This is a genomic window from Haemophilus sp. CCUG 60358 (genome assembly GCF_001679485.1).
GTDB lineage: Bacteria > Pseudomonadota > Gammaproteobacteria > Enterobacterales > Pasteurellaceae > Haemophilus_D.
In genome coordinates this window covers 1-15,680 of record NZ_LZOZ01000020.1, presented here as the reverse complement: position 1 = coordinate 15,680, position 15,680 = coordinate 1, and the positions used below count along the sequence as shown (strand labels likewise).

At 39.5% G+C, this 15,680-nt stretch carries 16 protein-coding genes; 9 read left to right on the top strand and 7 right to left on the bottom strand.

Going from position 1 to position 15,680, the window contains the following annotated elements; genetic code table 11:
• Nucleotides 1–2: 2 nt before the first annotated feature.
• From lrp to A9500_RS10170, 3 genes are all read right to left on the bottom strand, one after another.
• Nucleotides 3–482, bottom strand: coding sequence for a leucine-responsive transcriptional regulator Lrp (lrp, locus tag A9500_RS10180; protein ID WP_005695827.1), 480 nt, complete (start codon nt 480–482; stop codon nt 3–5).
• Between the two features lie 82 nt (nt 483–564).
• A complete protein-coding gene (gene radA / locus A9500_RS10175) occupies nt 565–1,944 on the bottom strand; it encodes a DNA repair protein RadA (protein WP_049380993.1) in 1,380 nt (459 codons plus the stop codon).
• Between the two features lie 26 nt (nt 1,945–1,970).
• Nucleotides 1,971–2,993 carry an inorganic triphosphatase gene (locus A9500_RS10170; RefSeq protein WP_065244856.1) on the bottom strand — a complete coding sequence of 341 codons (1,023 nt, stop codon included), beginning with the start codon at nt 2,991–2,993 and terminating at the stop codon, nt 1,971–1,973.
• A 138-nt stretch (nt 2,994–3,131) separates the two neighbouring features.
• Between A9500_RS10170 and A9500_RS10165 the strand changes: the two genes are divergently transcribed.
• The 7 genes from A9500_RS10165 (at nt 3,132) to A9500_RS10135 (ending at nt 9,659) form a co-directional block, all read left to right on the top strand.
• A complete protein-coding gene (locus A9500_RS10165; protein WP_065244855.1) occupies nt 3,132–3,812 on the top strand; it encodes a TIGR00153 family protein in 681 nt (226 codons plus the stop codon).
• A 35-nt stretch (nt 3,813–3,847) separates the two neighbouring features.
• Complete coding sequence (locus A9500_RS10160; RefSeq protein ID WP_065244854.1) at nt 3,848–5,110, top strand: inorganic phosphate transporter; 1,263 nt, start codon at nt 3,848–3,850, stop codon at nt 5,108–5,110.
• Between the two features lie 74 nt (nt 5,111–5,184).
• Nucleotides 5,185–5,793, top strand: coding sequence for a TIGR04211 family SH3 domain-containing protein (locus A9500_RS10155; protein WP_065244853.1), 609 nt, complete (start codon nt 5,185–5,187; stop codon nt 5,791–5,793).
• A 61-nt stretch (nt 5,794–5,854) separates the two neighbouring features.
• Nucleotides 5,855–7,099: a multifunctional CCA addition/repair protein gene (locus A9500_RS10150; protein WP_065244852.1), complete on the top strand. Its 1,245-nt coding sequence runs from the start codon at nt 5,855–5,857 to the stop codon at nt 7,097–7,099.
• 64 nt (nt 7,100–7,163) lie between these two features.
• Nucleotides 7,164–7,787: a lipoprotein insertase outer membrane protein LolB gene (lolB, locus tag A9500_RS10145; RefSeq protein ID WP_005698818.1), complete on the top strand. Its 624-nt coding sequence runs from the start codon at nt 7,164–7,166 to the stop codon at nt 7,785–7,787.
• The gene (gene ispE / locus A9500_RS10140; RefSeq protein ID WP_083180432.1) at nt 7,787–8,710 is read left to right on the top strand and encodes a 4-(cytidine 5'-diphospho)-2-C-methyl-D-erythritol kinase; all 924 of its coding nucleotides are present in this window, start codon (nt 7,787–7,789) and stop codon (nt 8,708–8,710) included. Before lolB ends, ispE begins: the two co-directional genes overlap by 1 nt.
• A 1-nt stretch (nt 8,711) precedes the next feature.
• Nucleotides 8,712–9,659, top strand: coding sequence for a ribose-phosphate pyrophosphokinase (locus tag A9500_RS10135; RefSeq protein WP_065244850.1), 948 nt, complete (start codon nt 8,712–8,714; stop codon nt 9,657–9,659).
• Between the two features lie 321 nt (nt 9,660–9,980).
• On the opposite strand, the gene mdh is transcribed toward A9500_RS10135, so the two are convergent.
• Entirely contained in the window at nt 9,981–10,916 is a 936-nt protein-coding gene (mdh, locus tag A9500_RS10130; RefSeq protein ID WP_005698784.1) for a malate dehydrogenase, read from the bottom strand.
• A 186-nt stretch (nt 10,917–11,102) separates the two neighbouring features.
• Here mdh and argR point away from each other — a divergent pair, with 186 nt between their 5' ends.
• Together argR and A9500_RS10120 are read left to right on the top strand one after the other, a co-directional pair.
• Nucleotides 11,103–11,558 (top strand): transcriptional regulator ArgR, encoded by a 456-nt coding sequence (gene argR, locus A9500_RS10125; RefSeq protein ID WP_065244849.1) that lies wholly within the window; start codon nt 11,103–11,105, stop codon nt 11,556–11,558.
• On the top strand, nt 11,558–12,442 hold the full coding sequence (locus tag A9500_RS10120; protein ID WP_065244848.1) for a TIGR01777 family oxidoreductase: 885 nt from the start codon (nt 11,558–11,560) through the stop codon (nt 12,440–12,442). Before argR ends, A9500_RS10120 begins: the two co-directional genes overlap by 1 nt.
• A gap of 39 nt (nt 12,443–12,481) precedes the next feature.
• Here the strand turns inward: A9500_RS10120 and folC are convergent, their stop codons facing one another.
• The 3 genes from folC to truA form a co-directional block, all read right to left on the bottom strand.
• The gene (gene folC, locus A9500_RS10115; RefSeq protein WP_065244885.1) at nt 12,482–13,786 is read right to left on the bottom strand and encodes a bifunctional tetrahydrofolate synthase/dihydrofolate synthase; all 1,305 of its coding nucleotides are present in this window, start codon (nt 13,784–13,786) and stop codon (nt 12,482–12,484) included.
• A gap of 4 nt (nt 13,787–13,790) precedes the next feature.
• On the bottom strand, nt 13,791–14,681 hold the full coding sequence (accD, locus tag A9500_RS10110) for an acetyl-CoA carboxylase, carboxyltransferase subunit beta (RefSeq protein ID WP_065244847.1): 891 nt from the start codon (nt 14,679–14,681) through the stop codon (nt 13,791–13,793).
• 65 nt (nt 14,682–14,746) lie between these two features.
• Nucleotides 14,747–15,541: a tRNA pseudouridine(38-40) synthase TruA gene (truA, locus tag A9500_RS10105; protein WP_065244846.1), complete on the bottom strand. Its 795-nt coding sequence runs from the start codon at nt 15,539–15,541 to the stop codon at nt 14,747–14,749.
• Nucleotides 15,542–15,680 lie beyond the last annotated feature (139 nt).

The window sequence follows — 15,680 nt, the reverse complement described above, 5'->3', positions numbered from 1 at the left end:
TTTTATTTTAGTACGAGATAATTAGTTTGTTTCACTTCTTCCATTACAACATAAGTTCGGGTGTCATTCACACCTGGTAAGCGCAATAATGTGGTACCCAATAATTTTCGATATGCCGCCATATCTGCTACACGTGTTTTGAGTAAATAATCGAAATCACCTGATACCAAATGACATTCGAGAATTTCATCAAGCGCTTGAATCGCTGCATTAAACTCTTCGAAAACATCAGGTTTACCACGCACGAGCGTAATTTCAACGATCACCAATAAAGGCGCATCCAGTAATTCAGGATTTAATAGCGCCCGATAGCCCATAATCACACCTTGTTTTTCTAAGCGTTTTACCCTTTCTAAACAAGGCGTTGGCGATAACCCCACTTTCTTTGATAAATCGATATTAGAGATTTTACCGTTGCGTTGTAATTCATTTAAGATTTTGATATCAATGCTATCCAACGCTTTATTTAATTTCTTTTCCATAACCTTTCCTTATGTGCGGCGCATATTCTATCTAATTTATCAAAAACTTTCAGTAATCAGACAACAATAGGACAACGTTTTTTTAGAAATTATCCAAAATGGCAAGTGCATCAGCGAGTTTTTTCACCGTAAAAACTTCCATATTCTCAACCGCACTTTTCGGCTTATTGGCAAAAGGTACAATCGCGCGTTTAAAACCATGTTTTGCCGCTTCACTAATGCGTTCTTGACCACTAGTTACCGGACGAATTTCACCGGCTAACCCTACTTCACCAAAGACAACTAAATCTTGTGGCAATGGACGATTACGGAAACTCGAAATTAATGCAAGCAATAACGCAAGATCTGCTCCAGTTTCCCCGACTTTTACACCGCCAACGACATTCACAAAAACATCTTGATCCGACATTTGTAGTCCACCATGACGATGTAATACCGCAAGCAATAAAGCTAAACGATTTTGCTCTAACCCCACCGCCACACGGCGCGGATTTGCAAGCATGGAATGATCCACTAACGCTTGAATTTCCACCAAAAGCGGACGCGTTCCTTCCCAAAGAACCATTACCGAGCTACCAGGCGTTTGTTCATCTCCACGACTTAAGAAAATTGCCGATGGATTTTTCACTTCGCGCAATCCTTGCTCTGTCATACCGAATACCCCTAGCTCATTCACTGCGCCAAAACGGTTTTTATGACTACGTAACGTACGGAAACGGGAATCAGCCTCTCCTTCCAGCAATAACGAACAGTCAATGGCATGTTCCAATACTTTCGGACCAGCAAGGGTGCCGTCTTTGGTGACATGCCCAACCATAATGATGGCGACCTGTCGGGTTTTCGCATAACGAGTAAGAAAAGAGGCACATTCACGCACTTGTGCCACACTTCCTGGAGAGGATTGAATATCTGAAAGATGCATAACCTGAATCGAGTCTACTACGATAATTTGCGGTTTTAGTTGATCCGCCAAATTACAAATTTGCTCAACTGAGGTTTCAGATAACATATTTAATTTATCTGTCGGCAGATTTAAGCGATTAGCTCGCATAGCCACTTGTTGAAGTGACTCTTCCCCTGTTACATAAAGTGCGGTCATATTTTTCGCTAATCCGCACATGACTTGAAGTAACAAGGTACTTTTCCCTGCACCAGGATGCCCACCAATTAAAATAGCACTCCCCGGCACAATCCCGCCACCTAATACTCGATCTAATTCTTTAAATCCACTGGTGAAACGCGGTGTCTCTTGTAAGCTAATTTCAGAAAGTGTTTGGATTTTTGCACGAGTTTCTCCTGCATAACCACTAAAACGATCATTTTTTGTGGAATTTGAGGCTGAAATTAACCGTACTTCACTAATCGTATTCCACGCTTTACAGGCTGAACATTGCCCTTGCCAGCGCGAAAACTCCGCACCACAATCGTTACATACATAAGCTGTTTTCGGGGCTTTAGCCATTTTTATTATCCTTTCGAGAACCCGTTTTACGCCATCAACATCATTAAGCCAAGCATTCTTTCAAAATACGCACGGCTCTTTAATAACGCTTTTAACCTCTCAATAGTTTGAAAATTATCTTTTGTTTCGCTATGAAAGGTAATCAAGCCTTTTATTTCATTAAGGAAAAATTGATTACTTGCTAATAACTCAGCTGATCGATTTTCTTCCAGTTTTTCAAACAAGGCTTTGTTGTCATCATAATAATGATAAAGATTGAAAAATGCGCCGACACGTTCAACGGTTTTCATAAAATCAAAAGCAAACACATCCGTTGGGAATGAAAGAGTTTCCTCAATCAATTGCTGCTCCATTTTCATGACTGCACTTAATCGTTCGCGAGAATCAACCGCATTTCCCTCTCGTTCTTCTTTTAAGAAATCCCGCCATTTATTTAACCAATCAATCAGAAGTGGTTTACTGCCTAATTGATAGCCGCGTTTTGCTTTGCTTGCTGAGCTAAAATAGACATCCTGTTCAAAAGGTAAAAGTGAGACAAAATGGAAAAGATCTGAAACGAGCCCTTCTTTTAATTCAAATTCAATTTCACAAATAGGCTGTATTTTTTCCCCTGATAAAATTTTTCCTTGATCAAAGGCCACTTCAATTTTTGATACACCAAACGCAATTAACCAAAAAGTGCGGTTAAAATCTGTTGAGAAAATTGGTTGTAATGTAGCGGAAGGCAAGCTTTCAAATGGATACAATGAGGTTAATTGTTCCGTTGTGGGTACGGAATTATCAGGTATAGATAAATTGTATTCTGGACGACTATGCAACCCACCAACCACTTTTCCGTCAGTTTTTAAGGTAAGTGTGAAATCATTATTTTCTCGACGAACACGCAATCCCATTTTTTGTTTTGCCAAAAAATGATCGGGATAATCGAAATAGGTATTTCCCAGAAAGACTTTATTTTGTTCTAAGATTTTGAATTGATTGAGATGTACTTTTAAGGTATCGAAAGCATCAGAGGTAACTGCAAGCTTTAATTCAACTTCATTACTCATTTTATTTTTCCTTATCACTTTTAACTGTTTAAATATACAGATAATTTTATACAAATCAAGATCTTTTTCGTGTATTTCCTTATAAAATCAGGTAATATGCAACCGAAATTTTAACCCTTGTTATGGAGTAAAACACCTATGGCAATGAATAATATTCTCGGATTATTTGCCCATTCTCCTTTAAAACCACTGCAGAAACATTCTGACAAAGTGACTGAATGTTGTGATTTATTAATTCCATTCTTCCAACATACCTTTTTAAAACAATGGGATGATGCAGAAAAAACACGTCTAGACATTTCTCAATGTGAACGTGAAGCAGATAGTCTAAAACGCGAAATCCGTTTGAAATTGCCTCGCGGTTTATTTTTACCCATTGATCGTACCGATTTACTCGAATTAGTCACCCAACAAGACAAATTAGCTAACTATGCTAAAGATATTGCTGGCCGCATGATTGGTCGCCAATTTGGTATTCCTGAAGAAATGCAGGAAGAATTTTTGCATTATGTTCAACGTAGTTTAGATTCTATTCATCAAGCTCATTTAGTGATTGAAGAAATGGATAAACTACTTGAAACCGGTTTTAAAGGCCGTGAATTAAAGTTAGTGAACCATATGATTCAAGAGCTAGACAGCATTGAAGATGATACGGATCAAATGCAAATTAAATTACGCAAAATGCTCTACACGATTGAAAGTCGTTATAACCCTATCGATGTGATGTTCTTATACAAAATCATCGAATGGGTGGGCGTATTAGCCGATCAAGCTCAACGTGTAGGATCTCGCATTGAATTAATGCTAGCCCGTTCCTAATTTTGACGACATTAACTACAACATAGGAAATCACTATGGAAATTATTAATGCATACGGTTCGTGGTTAGTCTTAATTACCGCGGTATTCGGTTTTTTTATGGCATTTGGTATTGGTGCCAACGACGTATCAAACTCAATGGGTACCTCGGTTGGTTCTGGTACCATTACAGCCAAACAAGCAATTATTATTGCCCTTATTTTTGAATCTGCCGGGGCTTATTTAGCCGGTGGTGAAGTAACAGAAACCATCAAAAGTGGTGTGATCGACCCCACTCAATTTGTCGAAATGCCAGACGTATTGGCATTGGGAATGCTTTCTGCTCTCTTTGCATCAGGAGCTTGGTTATTTATCGCTACTAAAATGGGTTGGCCTGTTTCAGGTACTCACACCATCATTGGGGCTTTAATTGGTTTTGCTTGTATTACGATTGGTCCAAGTTCTGTTGACTGGTCTACTATCGGTGGGATCGTTGGAAGCTGGTTTATCACCCCCGTAATCGCAGGACTTTTAGCTTATACCATCTTTGCAAGTATCCAGAAACTCATTTTCGATACAGAAGAACCGCTGAAAAACGCACAAAAATACGGGCCTTACTACATGGCGATTACCGTATTCGTACTTTGTATCGTTACCATGGCAAAAGGTTTAAAACACGTTGGTTTAAATCTTTCCAACAATGAAACGCTCATTATTTCATTGCTTATCAGTGTTGTTGGTATGATTTTCTGCCATTTCTACTTCCGCAGCAAAGCATTTACAGCAAAAGCAAGAAAAGGATCGTTCGGATCAGTAGAAAAGATTTTTAGTATCTTAATGCTTTTAACCGCTTGTGCTATGGCGTTCGCACATGGTTCTAATGACGTAGCCAATGCAATTGGTCCGCTTTCTTCTGTGGTATCAATCGTGCAAAATGGCGGGAAAATCCTGAGTGGTGGTGATTTAGCTTGGTGGATTTTACCTTTAGGTGCATTAGGTATCGCTGTTGGTCTTATCGCAATGGGACAAAAAGTGATGGCAACCGTAGGGTCAGGAATTACAGATTTAACCCCAAGTCGTGGTTTTGCTGCACAATTTGCAACGGCGATGACTGTTGTTGTGGCATCTGGTACAGGTTTACCAATCTCTACCACACAAACTTTAGTGGGTGCAATCTTAGGTATCGGTTTCGCACGTGGTATTGCGGCGCTTAACTTGACGGTTATCCGTAACATCATTAGTTCATGGGTTGTGACGTTACCTGCTGGTGCATTCTTTGCGATTGTGATTTTCTACGTCCTTCGCGCGATTTTCCATTAGTATAATTATTAAAAGTGCGGTTATTTTTCATTGTATTTTCTAACCGCACTTCCTTCACGAATCTAGGAAGTATTATGTCAAAAGTGAGCAAACTTTTATTTTCTTGTGTTTTATTAGGCTCAACCATTGGGACAGTACAAGCTGAAACGCAATATGTGACAGAAAATCTGAACACATATTTACGCAAAGGTGCAGGCGATCAGTTTAAGATCGCGGGTGCAATCCAATCTGGCGAAGCGGTAACAGTCTTGGAACAACAAGGAAAATACACCCTAATTCGTGATAATAAAAATCGTGAAGCTTGGATTTTAACCTCTGAACTAAGCTCTACACCAAGTAGCCGTGAAGAAAATCCAAAATTAAAAGCTCAGGTACAAGAATTAACGTTAAAGCTGAATCGTGTCGATTCAGATTGGCAACAACGCACAAACGAAATTCAACGCCGTAGCAAACAAGCTGAACAACAAAGCAGTGAATTGCTTGAACAAAATTCACAACTTAAACGTGAATTAGAAATGACGAAAAATAAAAATCGTGATTTAGAAGCCATGCTTGATGCCAATAAACGTGAAATTGCAATTCAATGGTTTATTTATGGTGGTTCTGTGTTGGGCGTAGGTTTGTTAATTGGTCTTGTAGTACCTTACATTTTACCTAGACGTAAACGCCGTGATAGCTGGTAATGATTCATCGTTGAGGTAGGCTTTTGCCTACCTTTTCTTTATATTTTGACGGGAGAGCAAAATGGAAATTTATCTTGTCGGCGGTGCTGTACGTGATCAACTTTTAGGTTTACCGATTAAAGATCGTGACTGGGTCGTCGTGGGTGCCACACCAGAAATGTTGCTGGCTCAAGGTTACCAACAAGTTGGAAAAGACTTCCCTGTTTTTCTCAATCCTGAAAGCCATGAAGAATACGCACTTGCCCGTACAGAACGAAAATCAGGCAAAGGCTACACCGGATTTATTTGTGATTTTTCAGATGATATTACGCTTGAACAGGATTTAATTCGTCGAGATCTCACTATTAATGCCATTGCCCAAGACAAAGATGGCAAGCTGCACGATCCTTATCATGGTGTAGAGGATATTCATCAACGTATTTTACGCCATATTTCCCCCGCTTTTGCTGAAGATCCACTTCGTGTATTACGTGTTGCGCGCTTTGCTGCTCGCTTTCATCATTTAGGTTTCTCAATTGCCGAAGAAACCCTTAAATTAATGGCTGAACTTACTGAACAAGGCGAACTTGCCCACCTAACGGCTGAGCGTGTTTGGATGGAAACGGAAAAAGCATTAAACGAACCGCATCCTGAAATTTATTTTGAAACGCTGCATCAAGTTGGCGCGCTCAAAGTGCTCTTCCCTGAAATTGCGGCCTTAGATGGTGTACCGAACCCAGCCAAATATCATCCTGAAATTGATAGCTTTGTTCATACCATGCTCGTATTGCAACAAGCCGTTAAGCTTACAGAAAATAGCAATTTGAATAAAAGTGCGGTCCGTTTTGCTGCGATTTGTCATGATCTTGGAAAAGCCCTTACCCCAAAAGAAATATGGCCTAGTCATCATGGACATGAAAAAGCGGGGATTAAACCGACTCGCTCATTATGCAAACGCCTTAGAGTGCCTAATTATCTTCAAGAATTAGCTGAATTAACTTGCGAATATCACACGCATGCACACAAAGCATTAGAACTTCGCCCAGAAACGGTAGTGAAACTCTTTAATACTTTTGATGTTTGGCGCAAACCTCAGAGATTTGAGGAATTTTTATTGGTATGTTTATCTGATACTCGCGGACGAACTGGCTTTGAACATAAAGAATATCCGCAAATTGATTACCTCAAAACACTTTATCAAGCTGCTCTAGCCGTTGATGTGCAACAAGTGATTTCCGATGGTTTTGAAAAGCAAGGTATTCGAGATGAATTAACATGTCGAAGAATTGCCGCAGTGAAAGCCGAGAAAACTCGCTTAAATGCTTAATCGAGCTTTACTAAAAGTAAACTAACCCTTACAATATGCGCAATTTTTTAGTAAATATTTTGTTATGAAATTATTAAAATCTCTTCTCGCACCTGTATTTGCAAGTGTGATCTTGTCTGCTTGTACCCTTGATGCAGAACGCCCAACAGATGTTCAACATATCGATAAGAACGATATTACGTGGCAACAGCACCTCAAAAAAATCAAACAAATTCAATCTTATAGTACAAAAGGACAAATTGGTTACATCAGTCCACAAGAGCGTTTTTCTAGTCGCTTTGAATGGCAATATCAAAACCCGAAAGCCTATAAGTTAAAACTTTATTCTCTGATTAGCAAAACGACGCTAACTATGGAAATGCATCCTAATGGCATGACAATTTCAGATAATAAAGGCAATCAACAATCTGATAAAAATGCCAAATTATTATTACGCGAAATCATCGGAATGGATGTGCCATTAGAGCACTTATCTTATTGGTTAAAAGGTCAGCCAGCAGATAACGCAGATTACCAAGTTGGAACGAATCATCTTTTATCCGAATTTAGCTACCCACTTGATGGCTCGATGTGGACAGCCGATTACTTAAGTTATCATGCCGATAATTCGATGCCTGAAAATATTCTGTTAAAGAACAAAAGCACATCGCAAACCCTAAAAATTCGTGTGGATGAATGGGCGTTCTAATGAAAACACATCACTTTTCGACCGCACTTTCAACTTCTCTTGGAAAGCCTAACCGCTTTCCAAGCCCCGCAAAACTCAATTTATTTCTCTATATAAACGGTAAACTGTCAAACGGTTACCACGAATTACAAACTCTTTTCCAATTTCTTGATTTCGGCGATTGGCTCACCATTGATATTCGCCAAGATAAACAAATCCATATTACACCAGAAATTCCAGGCTTACCTCTAGAGCAAAACTTAATCTATCGTGCAGCCACGCTCCTACAAGAAAAAACAGGCTGTACGCTCGGCGCAACAATTCATTTAGATAAAATTCTTCCAATGGGCGGTGGGATTGGCGGTGGCTCATCCAATGCCGCAACGACTCTGCTTGCTTTAAACTATTTATGGCAAACCCATTTATCCATTGATGAACTTGCCGAACTTGGGCTAAAACTTGGGGCTGATGTGCCTATCTTTGTTCATGGCCAAGCCGCTTTTGCAGAAGGTGTGGGTGAAAAAATTCAATACTGCGAACCACAAGAAAAATATTATGTGGTACTAAAACCTGAAACTGCGATTTCTACTGCAGTAGTTTTTAGCGCTCCCGATTTACCACGCAATACAGAAAAAAGATCCCTTGCCGAACTTTTGAATCAACCGTTTGCAAACGATTGCGAAAAAGTCGTGCGAACTCAATATCCTGAAGTTGAAAAAGCCCTACTATGGTTGCTACAATATGCACCAGCCAGATTAACCGGAACCGGGGCTTGTGTTTTTGCTGAATTTGATGATGAAAAACCAGCACAAGCTGTTTTCCAACAAAAACCGAAGGAATTTTTCGGCTTTGTTGCTAAAGGATTAAACGTTTCACCATTACATGCGATGTTGAAACAACTCTCGACCAACCAATCTATCTACACTCAACCTGAGGTTATATAAAATGCCAGACATTAAACTCTTTGCTGGAAATGCTACGCCTGAGCTAGCGAAAAAGATTTCTGAACGTCTTTACATTTCATTAGGCGATGCCACAGTTGGACGCTTTAGCGATGGTGAAATCCAAGTGCAAATTAATGAAAATGTGCGTGGTGCAGACGTGTTTATTATTCAATCCACTTGTGCGCCAACGAATGACAACCTGATGGAATTGATTGTAATGGTTGATGCTTTACGTCGTGCATCTGCCGGCCGTATTACTGCCGTTGTTCCTTATTTTGGTTATGCTCGTCAAGATCGTCGTGTGCGTTCTGCTCGTGTTCCAATCACTGCAAAAGTAGTAGCAGATTTACTTTCAACAGTAGGGATTGACCGAGTATTAACTTGTGACTTACACGCAGAGCAAATCCAAGGTTTCTTTGATGTACCAGTTGATAACGTATTCGGTTCACCAGTTTTACTTGATGATATCTTGAAGAAAACCGATCTTGTCAATCCTATCGTTGTTTCTCCTGATATCGGCGGTGTGGTACGTGCTCGCGCGGTAGCGAAATTATTAAACGATACCGAAATGGCAATTATCGACAAACGTCGTCCACGCGCAAACGTATCACAAGTTATGCATATTATCGGGGATGTCGCAGATCGTGATTGTATCCTTGTAGATGATATGATTGATACAGGTGGTACATTATGTAAAGCAGCTGAAGCATTAAAAGAACGCGGTGCAAAACGCGTATTTGCTTACGCAACTCACGCCGTATTCTCTGGTGCAGCCGCACAACATTTAGCGAGCGATGCGATTGATGAAATCGTGGTGACTGATACTGTTCCACTTTCACCTGAAATGAAAGCGCTTGGTAAAGTACGCGTGCTTACCCTTTCAGCTATGCTTGCTGAAGCAATTCGTCGTATCAGTAATGAAGAATCTATTTCAGCAATGTTTGAATAATTCTTTCGCTTAGCATTCATTTTAAAAGTGCGGTCAGAAAATCCAGTGTTTTTTGACCGCACTTTTTATGCTGCGACTAAAAATAAGGCAAAAAAAAGTGCCCCACTGGGGCACTACTCGGAAAGCAAAATAGATGTCGGCTATTTAAAAATAGCACTTATTTTTAGTGATTTAAGAATACGGCAAAGTCCTTTACATTGCAAATAGCAATGTTCAAATTTGTGAGCTAAATCACGATTTTTCTTCACTTTTTTATGTTTAATCGTTTTCGTATAAAAAAAGAGGAGCTGACTACTCCTCTTCTCCAGAAATAGAATTAAATTAGCCGTTAATAAATTTTTCGCCTAATTCAATATCCGCACGCAATGTTGGTAACATTGCTTCTAAAGCTTCTTGTTCAAATTTGCTTAAGGTACCGATTGGTAAAATTTCTTCTACCCCTTCTTTACCTAAACGTACAGGTTGAGCAAAGAAACGTGCATATTTACCGTCACCTTCAACATAAGTACATTCAACCACAGTTTCGCCGCTTAAGCCTTTCACTAATGAACGCGCAAAACGTGCTGCCGCTTGAGCCATAGAAAGTGTTGCAGAACCGCCACCTGCTTTTGCTTCAACCACTTCAGTACCTGCATTTTGGATACGTTTAGTTAATGGTGCAATTTCCTCTTCTTTCCACTCAGCGTATTGAACTTGTGAAAGTAATGGAAGAATCGTCACACCTGAGTGTCCCCCAATAACTGGTACGCTTGTACGAGAAACATTTAAGCCTTTTAATTCAGATACAAATGTTTCAGAACGTAACACGTCTAAAGTGGTGACACCGAATAATTTACGTTTGTCGTAAACACCCGCTTTTTTCAATACTTCTGCAGCAATCGCAACAGTCGTGTTCACAGGGTTGGTGATAATACCTACACAAGCTTTTGGACAAGTTTTTGCAACATGTTCAATTAAGTTACGCACGATACCTGCATTGATATTGAAAAGATCTGAACGATCCATGCCCGGTTTACGAGCTACCCCTGCAGAAATTAAAACGACATCAGCACCTTTAAGTGCAGGCGTTGGATCTTCTCCTGCAAAACCTTCTACTTTAACCGCTGTCGGAATATGACTCACATCTTTGGCCACACCTGGTGTCACTGGTGCAATATCATACAGTGCTAATTCACTTTCAGCGGGTAATTGTAATTTAAGTAATAAGGCTAATGCTTGACCAATACCGCCTGCTGCGCCTAATACTGCAACTTTCATAAAATACTCCTCATGTATTAATTAATCCTAACTAGGTAGGATTTTAAGGTTTTCATTAATAAATTACAAACAGAGAAATTCAATTATGAGATCTAGTTCAAACTTTTCAAATGACAGGTTTATTTTAATTGCCTAAAATGAATTTTTATGCAATTCTTATGCAAATTCCCCTATATGAGAATATCTATGTCAGATCAATTAACTAAAGCATTTAAAGAGCTGCTCAATCAAGAACGATTTGCTTCTCAAAGTGAAATTGTTGAAGCCTTAAAGAATCAAGGATTCCAAACCATTAATCAATCTAAAGTTTCACGCATGCTAAGTAAATTTGGTGCAGTTCGTGCAAGAAATACGAAAATGGAAATGGTGTATTGCTTACCAAGTGAATTAAGCGTCCCCGCTACTAGCAGCCCATTAAAAAATCTGGTTTTGGATATTGATCACAATGATTTCGTTATCGTCATTAAAACCTCTCCCGGTGCGGCACAGTTAATTGCCCGTTTATTGGACTCCATTGGTAAACCTGAAGGCATTTTGGGTACGATTGCGGGAGATGACACTATTTTTGTAACTCCAACCAAAAATACAACAATTAAAGCGCTTTTAGCACAAATTCAAGCGCTCTTTGAAAGCAGCTTATAATGAATATCTTAGTAACCGGTGGAACTGGATTTGTTGGAAAAGCCTTAGTTACGGCACTACTGTCTCGTGGCGATAGTGTTACAGTATTAACTCGCTCTATTGAAAAAGCTCAAGCCGCTTTTCCTGAAAAAACACCGCAATTTTTGACCGCACTTTCAGCACTCAAAGACTTGAATACCTTTGATGCAGTTATTAATCTTGCCGGTGAGCCAATCTTCGATAAAAAATGGACAGTTCAACAAAAAGAAAAACTGCGTCATAGCCGCATTGATTTAACACAGCAGATTGTTCAATTTATTAACCAAAGTGAACATCCCCCAGTCTTGATTTCAGGTTCTGCAACCGGTATTTATGGAAACTGTGGTGACGAGCAGATCACTGAACACACAAATCCAAGTACTCAATTTACCGCACAGCTTTGTATTGATTGGGAAAATGCAGCACAACAAGCCAATGCAAGAGTCTGTTTAGTGAGAACCGGATTAGTGCTTTCTCCAAAAGGTGGGGCTTTTGCTAAAATTCTACCGCTCTATCGCTTTGGACTAGGCGGAAAATTAGGGAATGGTGAGCAATATTGGAGCTGGATAGCGTTAGAGGATATGGTAAAAGGCCTGCTCTTTTTACTTGATCATAACGCTTGCGAAGGGGCATTTAATTTTACTGCACCACATCCAGTTAAAAATAAGACCTTTAACCAATTATTAGGTCAAGCATTACATCGACCTTGTTTTGCTCAAGTACCTCAATTTTTATTAACTACTATTCTAGGTGAGCGTGCTTGCATTCTTTTAGATAGCCAAAATGCCTATCCAAAACATTTGTTAGATTGCGGATTTACATTCCAATACTCAGAATTAAGTGATTACTTTCACAAAATACTTTAAAAACAAAAGGCTGGTCAAAACCAGCCTTTATTATATCCATTAAGCTAAATATTCTAAAAATTCCCCTACGGTGTGGAAAGATCCAAATACCAGCACAATGTCATTTTTATCTGCATTTTTAATCGCACTTTGAACCCCTTCAATAACAGAATCTTCAGAAACACTTTTTGCTGATGAATAAACTGATGTTAATTTTGCATTTAAGTCATCACCTGATTGACCACGGTAACCGCCTAATGTTACACAATGCCATTGATCAATAACGGATATCAGTTGGGTAAACACCGACTCGGCATCTTTATCTTTCAACATACCACAAACAGCAATGATGCAACCTGAAATTTGTGTCTTAAGTGCGGTCAATTTTTCAGCTAAATATTTTGCCGCATGAGGATTATGCCCAACATCAATGATCACTTTTGGCAACTGTAAATAGGAGACATTCAAGCGTCCTGCTAGCTTTTCTAATTGATTACCTTTTAATTGTTGGAAACGACCCACCAATTCCACTTCAATTAATGAACGTTTGATGGTCTCAACAGAAATATCAAAAGGCAGCTGTTCAATAGCAGCCAAAGCGGTTGCCGCATTAGCTAATGGAATTTGGCAAAACGGCAGATTTTCTAACCGCACTTTATTACTCTGCCACATCCAAGTTTGTTCATTAGCTTTAAACGACCAAGTGACATCTCGGCGTGAAACGTGGCAATGTAATTTCTCCGCTTGTTCTAACATAGGTTGCGGAACATTTGGTTCGCCAATTACAACCGGTTTATTCGCACGGAAAATCCCCGCTTTCTCAAAGCTAATTTCTTCGCGAGTTGAACCCAGAAAATCCGTATGATCAATATCAATACTGGTGATAACCGCCAGATCATTATCGACAATATTCGTTGCATCCAAACGCCCACCAAGCCCTACTTCTAAAATCACCACATCAAGTTTTGCTTGTTTGAATAAATGCAAAGCTGATAAGGTACTAAATTCAAAATAAGTGAGGGACTGCGTTTTATGCTTTTCGATGAAATCAAAAGAAACGGTATGCATTTCATCTGGCAAGTCTTGATTTTGAATACGAACACGTTCGTTATAACGCAATAAATGAGGTGAGGAATACACACCCACACGCAAACCGTGATTTAACAAAATAGTTTCAAGCAAACGACAAGTCGTGCCTTTGCCATTTGTGCCCCCCACCGTGATCACATAAGGTGCGGGATTCAAAAGATCTAATTCTTCTGCCACGGATTTAATACGATCTAGCCCTAAATCAATAGCTTTAAAGTGACTGTTTTCCAAATAAGAAAGCCACTCAGCGAGTGGCGAAGTGGCTTTTAAATTCATTGCATTACTCATGTTCAACAACTTCTACTTCAACAAAAGGTGAAGGTTGATTGGTGAGTTTGCTTAAAAGGTTTCCAAGGGTTGAACGCATTTCTGAACGTTTCACGATCATATCAATCGCCCCTTTCTCAAGTAAGAATTCACTACGTTGGAAGCCTTCTGGTAATTTTTCACGTACAGTTTGTTCGATAACACGTGGGCCTGCAAAACCAATTAATGCTTTTGGCTCAGCGATGTTCACATCACCTAACATCGCAAAACTTGCAGACACCCCACCTAATGTTGGATCCGTTAATACAGAAATAAACGGCACACCTTTTTCACGCATTTTTGCTAAGACAGCACTGGTTTTTGCCATTTGCATTAAGGAGAAAAGTGCTTCTTGCATACGCGCACCACCACTTGCAGAGAAACAAACGAACGGACAATTTAATTCCATTGCTTTTTCTGCCGCTTTCACAAATTTTGCACCCACAACAGAACCCATTGAACCGCCCATGAAACTGAAGTTAGATGCGGCAACAACTACAGGCATGTTGTAAAGTGTACCCGTCATTGTGATTAATGCATCTTTTTCACCGGTTTCTTTTTGTGCAGCAGTAATACGATCTTTATATTTTTTTAAATCTTTAAATTTAAGAATATCTTTTGGTTCTAAATCAGCTGACAATTCTTGGCTTGAACCTTCATCTAATAAGGCTAAAAGGCGCTCACGAGCATCAATGCGCATATGATGACCGCATTTTGGACAAACATATAAATTACGTTTTACTTCTTCACCGTAAAGAACTTGTTCACAAGAGGTACATTTTGTCCAAACCCCTTCTGGTACGTTGGCTTTACGTGATGCAGAGGAAGAGGTTCCTTTGCTAAAAATTCTATCAATCCAGCTCATTTTTTACCTTTTTTATTAACTAGAAAAGTTTGCGTATTTAATCATAATTTAGCGAAATTTGCTAGTCAGATGAGATTATCTTCTAAAAACAATGGCCCTAAATTTTTCTGTGGAATTGCAAATTTTTCAGGGTAAATGACATTCACTAAATATAAGCCTTCGGGTTTCGCTGTTGGAGCGGCTAATTTACGATCTTTTTGCTCTAACAACCATTTCATCCACTCAACAGGTTGATTACCGGCACCGACTTCAATCAAGCTTCCCACAATGTTGCGTACCATATGATGCACAAAAGCATTGGCTTGAATATCAACAATAATGTACTGCCCTTTTCGCACCACATTTAAATGATGCACATTTCGCCAAGGGGTATTTGATTGACATTGTGCCGCACGGAAAGAGGAAAAATCATTTTCGCCTAATAAAAACTGCCCCGCTTGGTGCATTTTCTTTTCGTCCAAATCTAAATGGCAATGGGTAATTCCATCCGGCAAAATGGCTGAACGCAATTTATTACAATACAAAATATAACGATAGCGACGCGCTGTTGCCGAAAAACGGGCATGAAATTCATCATTTACCACCTTTGCCCAACTCACAGAAATATCATCAGGCAAATTCGCATTGGTACCAAATGCCCAAGCTTTTTCAGGACGAACTGCTGTGGTTTCAAAATGCACGACTTGTCCTGTGCCATGCACTCCAGAGTCTGTTCTGCCCGCACAAAACACTTCAATTTTTTCATTTGCCACAAAAGATAACGCTTTTTCTAATTCTTCTTGTACGCTACGCACTTTCTCTTGTCGCTGCCAGCCACAATACTGTTTTCCATTATATTCAATGCCTAAGGCTATCTTCATTGGAAAATACTCCTAAAACGATTTCAAATTTGACCGCACTTTGCCTGAAAAGAAAAAACACCAATAACTCATCATTATTGGTGTTCTTATCACAAGTCACAAGCTAAAAATTAAGCACGTTTGAAGTCAAAACGTACAA

What these genes read in the sequence shown, in the direction of transcription:
- lrp (WP_005695827.1), bottom strand. Translation starts at nt 482, where the DNA reads ATGGAAAAGAAATTAAATAAAGCGTTGGATAGCATTGATATCAAAATC.
- radA (WP_049380993.1), bottom strand. Translation starts at nt 1,944, where the DNA reads ATGGCTAAAGCCCCGAAAACAGCTTATGTATGTAACGATTGTGGTGCG.
- A9500_RS10170 (WP_065244856.1), bottom strand. Translation starts at nt 2,993, where the DNA reads ATGAGTAATGAAGTTGAATTAAAGCTTGCAGTTACCTCTGATGCTTTC.
- A9500_RS10165 (WP_065244855.1), top strand. Translation starts at nt 3,132, where the DNA reads ATGGCAATGAATAATATTCTCGGATTATTTGCCCATTCTCCTTTAAAA.
- A9500_RS10160 (WP_065244854.1), top strand. Translation starts at nt 3,848, where the DNA reads ATGGAAATTATTAATGCATACGGTTCGTGGTTAGTCTTAATTACCGCG.
- A9500_RS10155 (WP_065244853.1), top strand. Translation starts at nt 5,185, where the DNA reads ATGTCAAAAGTGAGCAAACTTTTATTTTCTTGTGTTTTATTAGGCTCA.
- A9500_RS10150 (WP_065244852.1), top strand. Translation starts at nt 5,855, where the DNA reads ATGGAAATTTATCTTGTCGGCGGTGCTGTACGTGATCAACTTTTAGGT.
- lolB (WP_005698818.1), top strand. Translation starts at nt 7,164, where the DNA reads ATGAAATTATTAAAATCTCTTCTCGCACCTGTATTTGCAAGTGTGATC.
- ispE (WP_083180432.1), top strand. Translation starts at nt 7,787, where the DNA reads ATGAAAACACATCACTTTTCGACCGCACTTTCAACTTCTCTTGGAAAG.
- A9500_RS10135 (WP_065244850.1), top strand. Translation starts at nt 8,712, where the DNA reads ATGCCAGACATTAAACTCTTTGCTGGAAATGCTACGCCTGAGCTAGCG.
- mdh (WP_005698784.1), bottom strand. Translation starts at nt 10,916, where the DNA reads ATGAAAGTTGCAGTATTAGGCGCAGCAGGCGGTATTGGTCAAGCATTA.
- argR (WP_065244849.1), top strand. Translation starts at nt 11,103, where the DNA reads ATGTCAGATCAATTAACTAAAGCATTTAAAGAGCTGCTCAATCAAGAA.
- A9500_RS10120 (WP_065244848.1), top strand. Translation starts at nt 11,558, where the DNA reads ATGAATATCTTAGTAACCGGTGGAACTGGATTTGTTGGAAAAGCCTTA.
- folC (WP_065244885.1), bottom strand. Translation starts at nt 13,786, where the DNA reads ATGAATTTAAAAGCCACTTCGCCACTCGCTGAGTGGCTTTCTTATTTG.
- accD (WP_065244847.1), bottom strand. Translation starts at nt 14,681, where the DNA reads ATGAGCTGGATTGATAGAATTTTTAGCAAAGGAACCTCTTCCTCTGCA.
- truA (WP_065244846.1), bottom strand. Translation starts at nt 15,541, where the DNA reads ATGAAGATAGCCTTAGGCATTGAATATAATGGAAAACAGTATTGTGGC.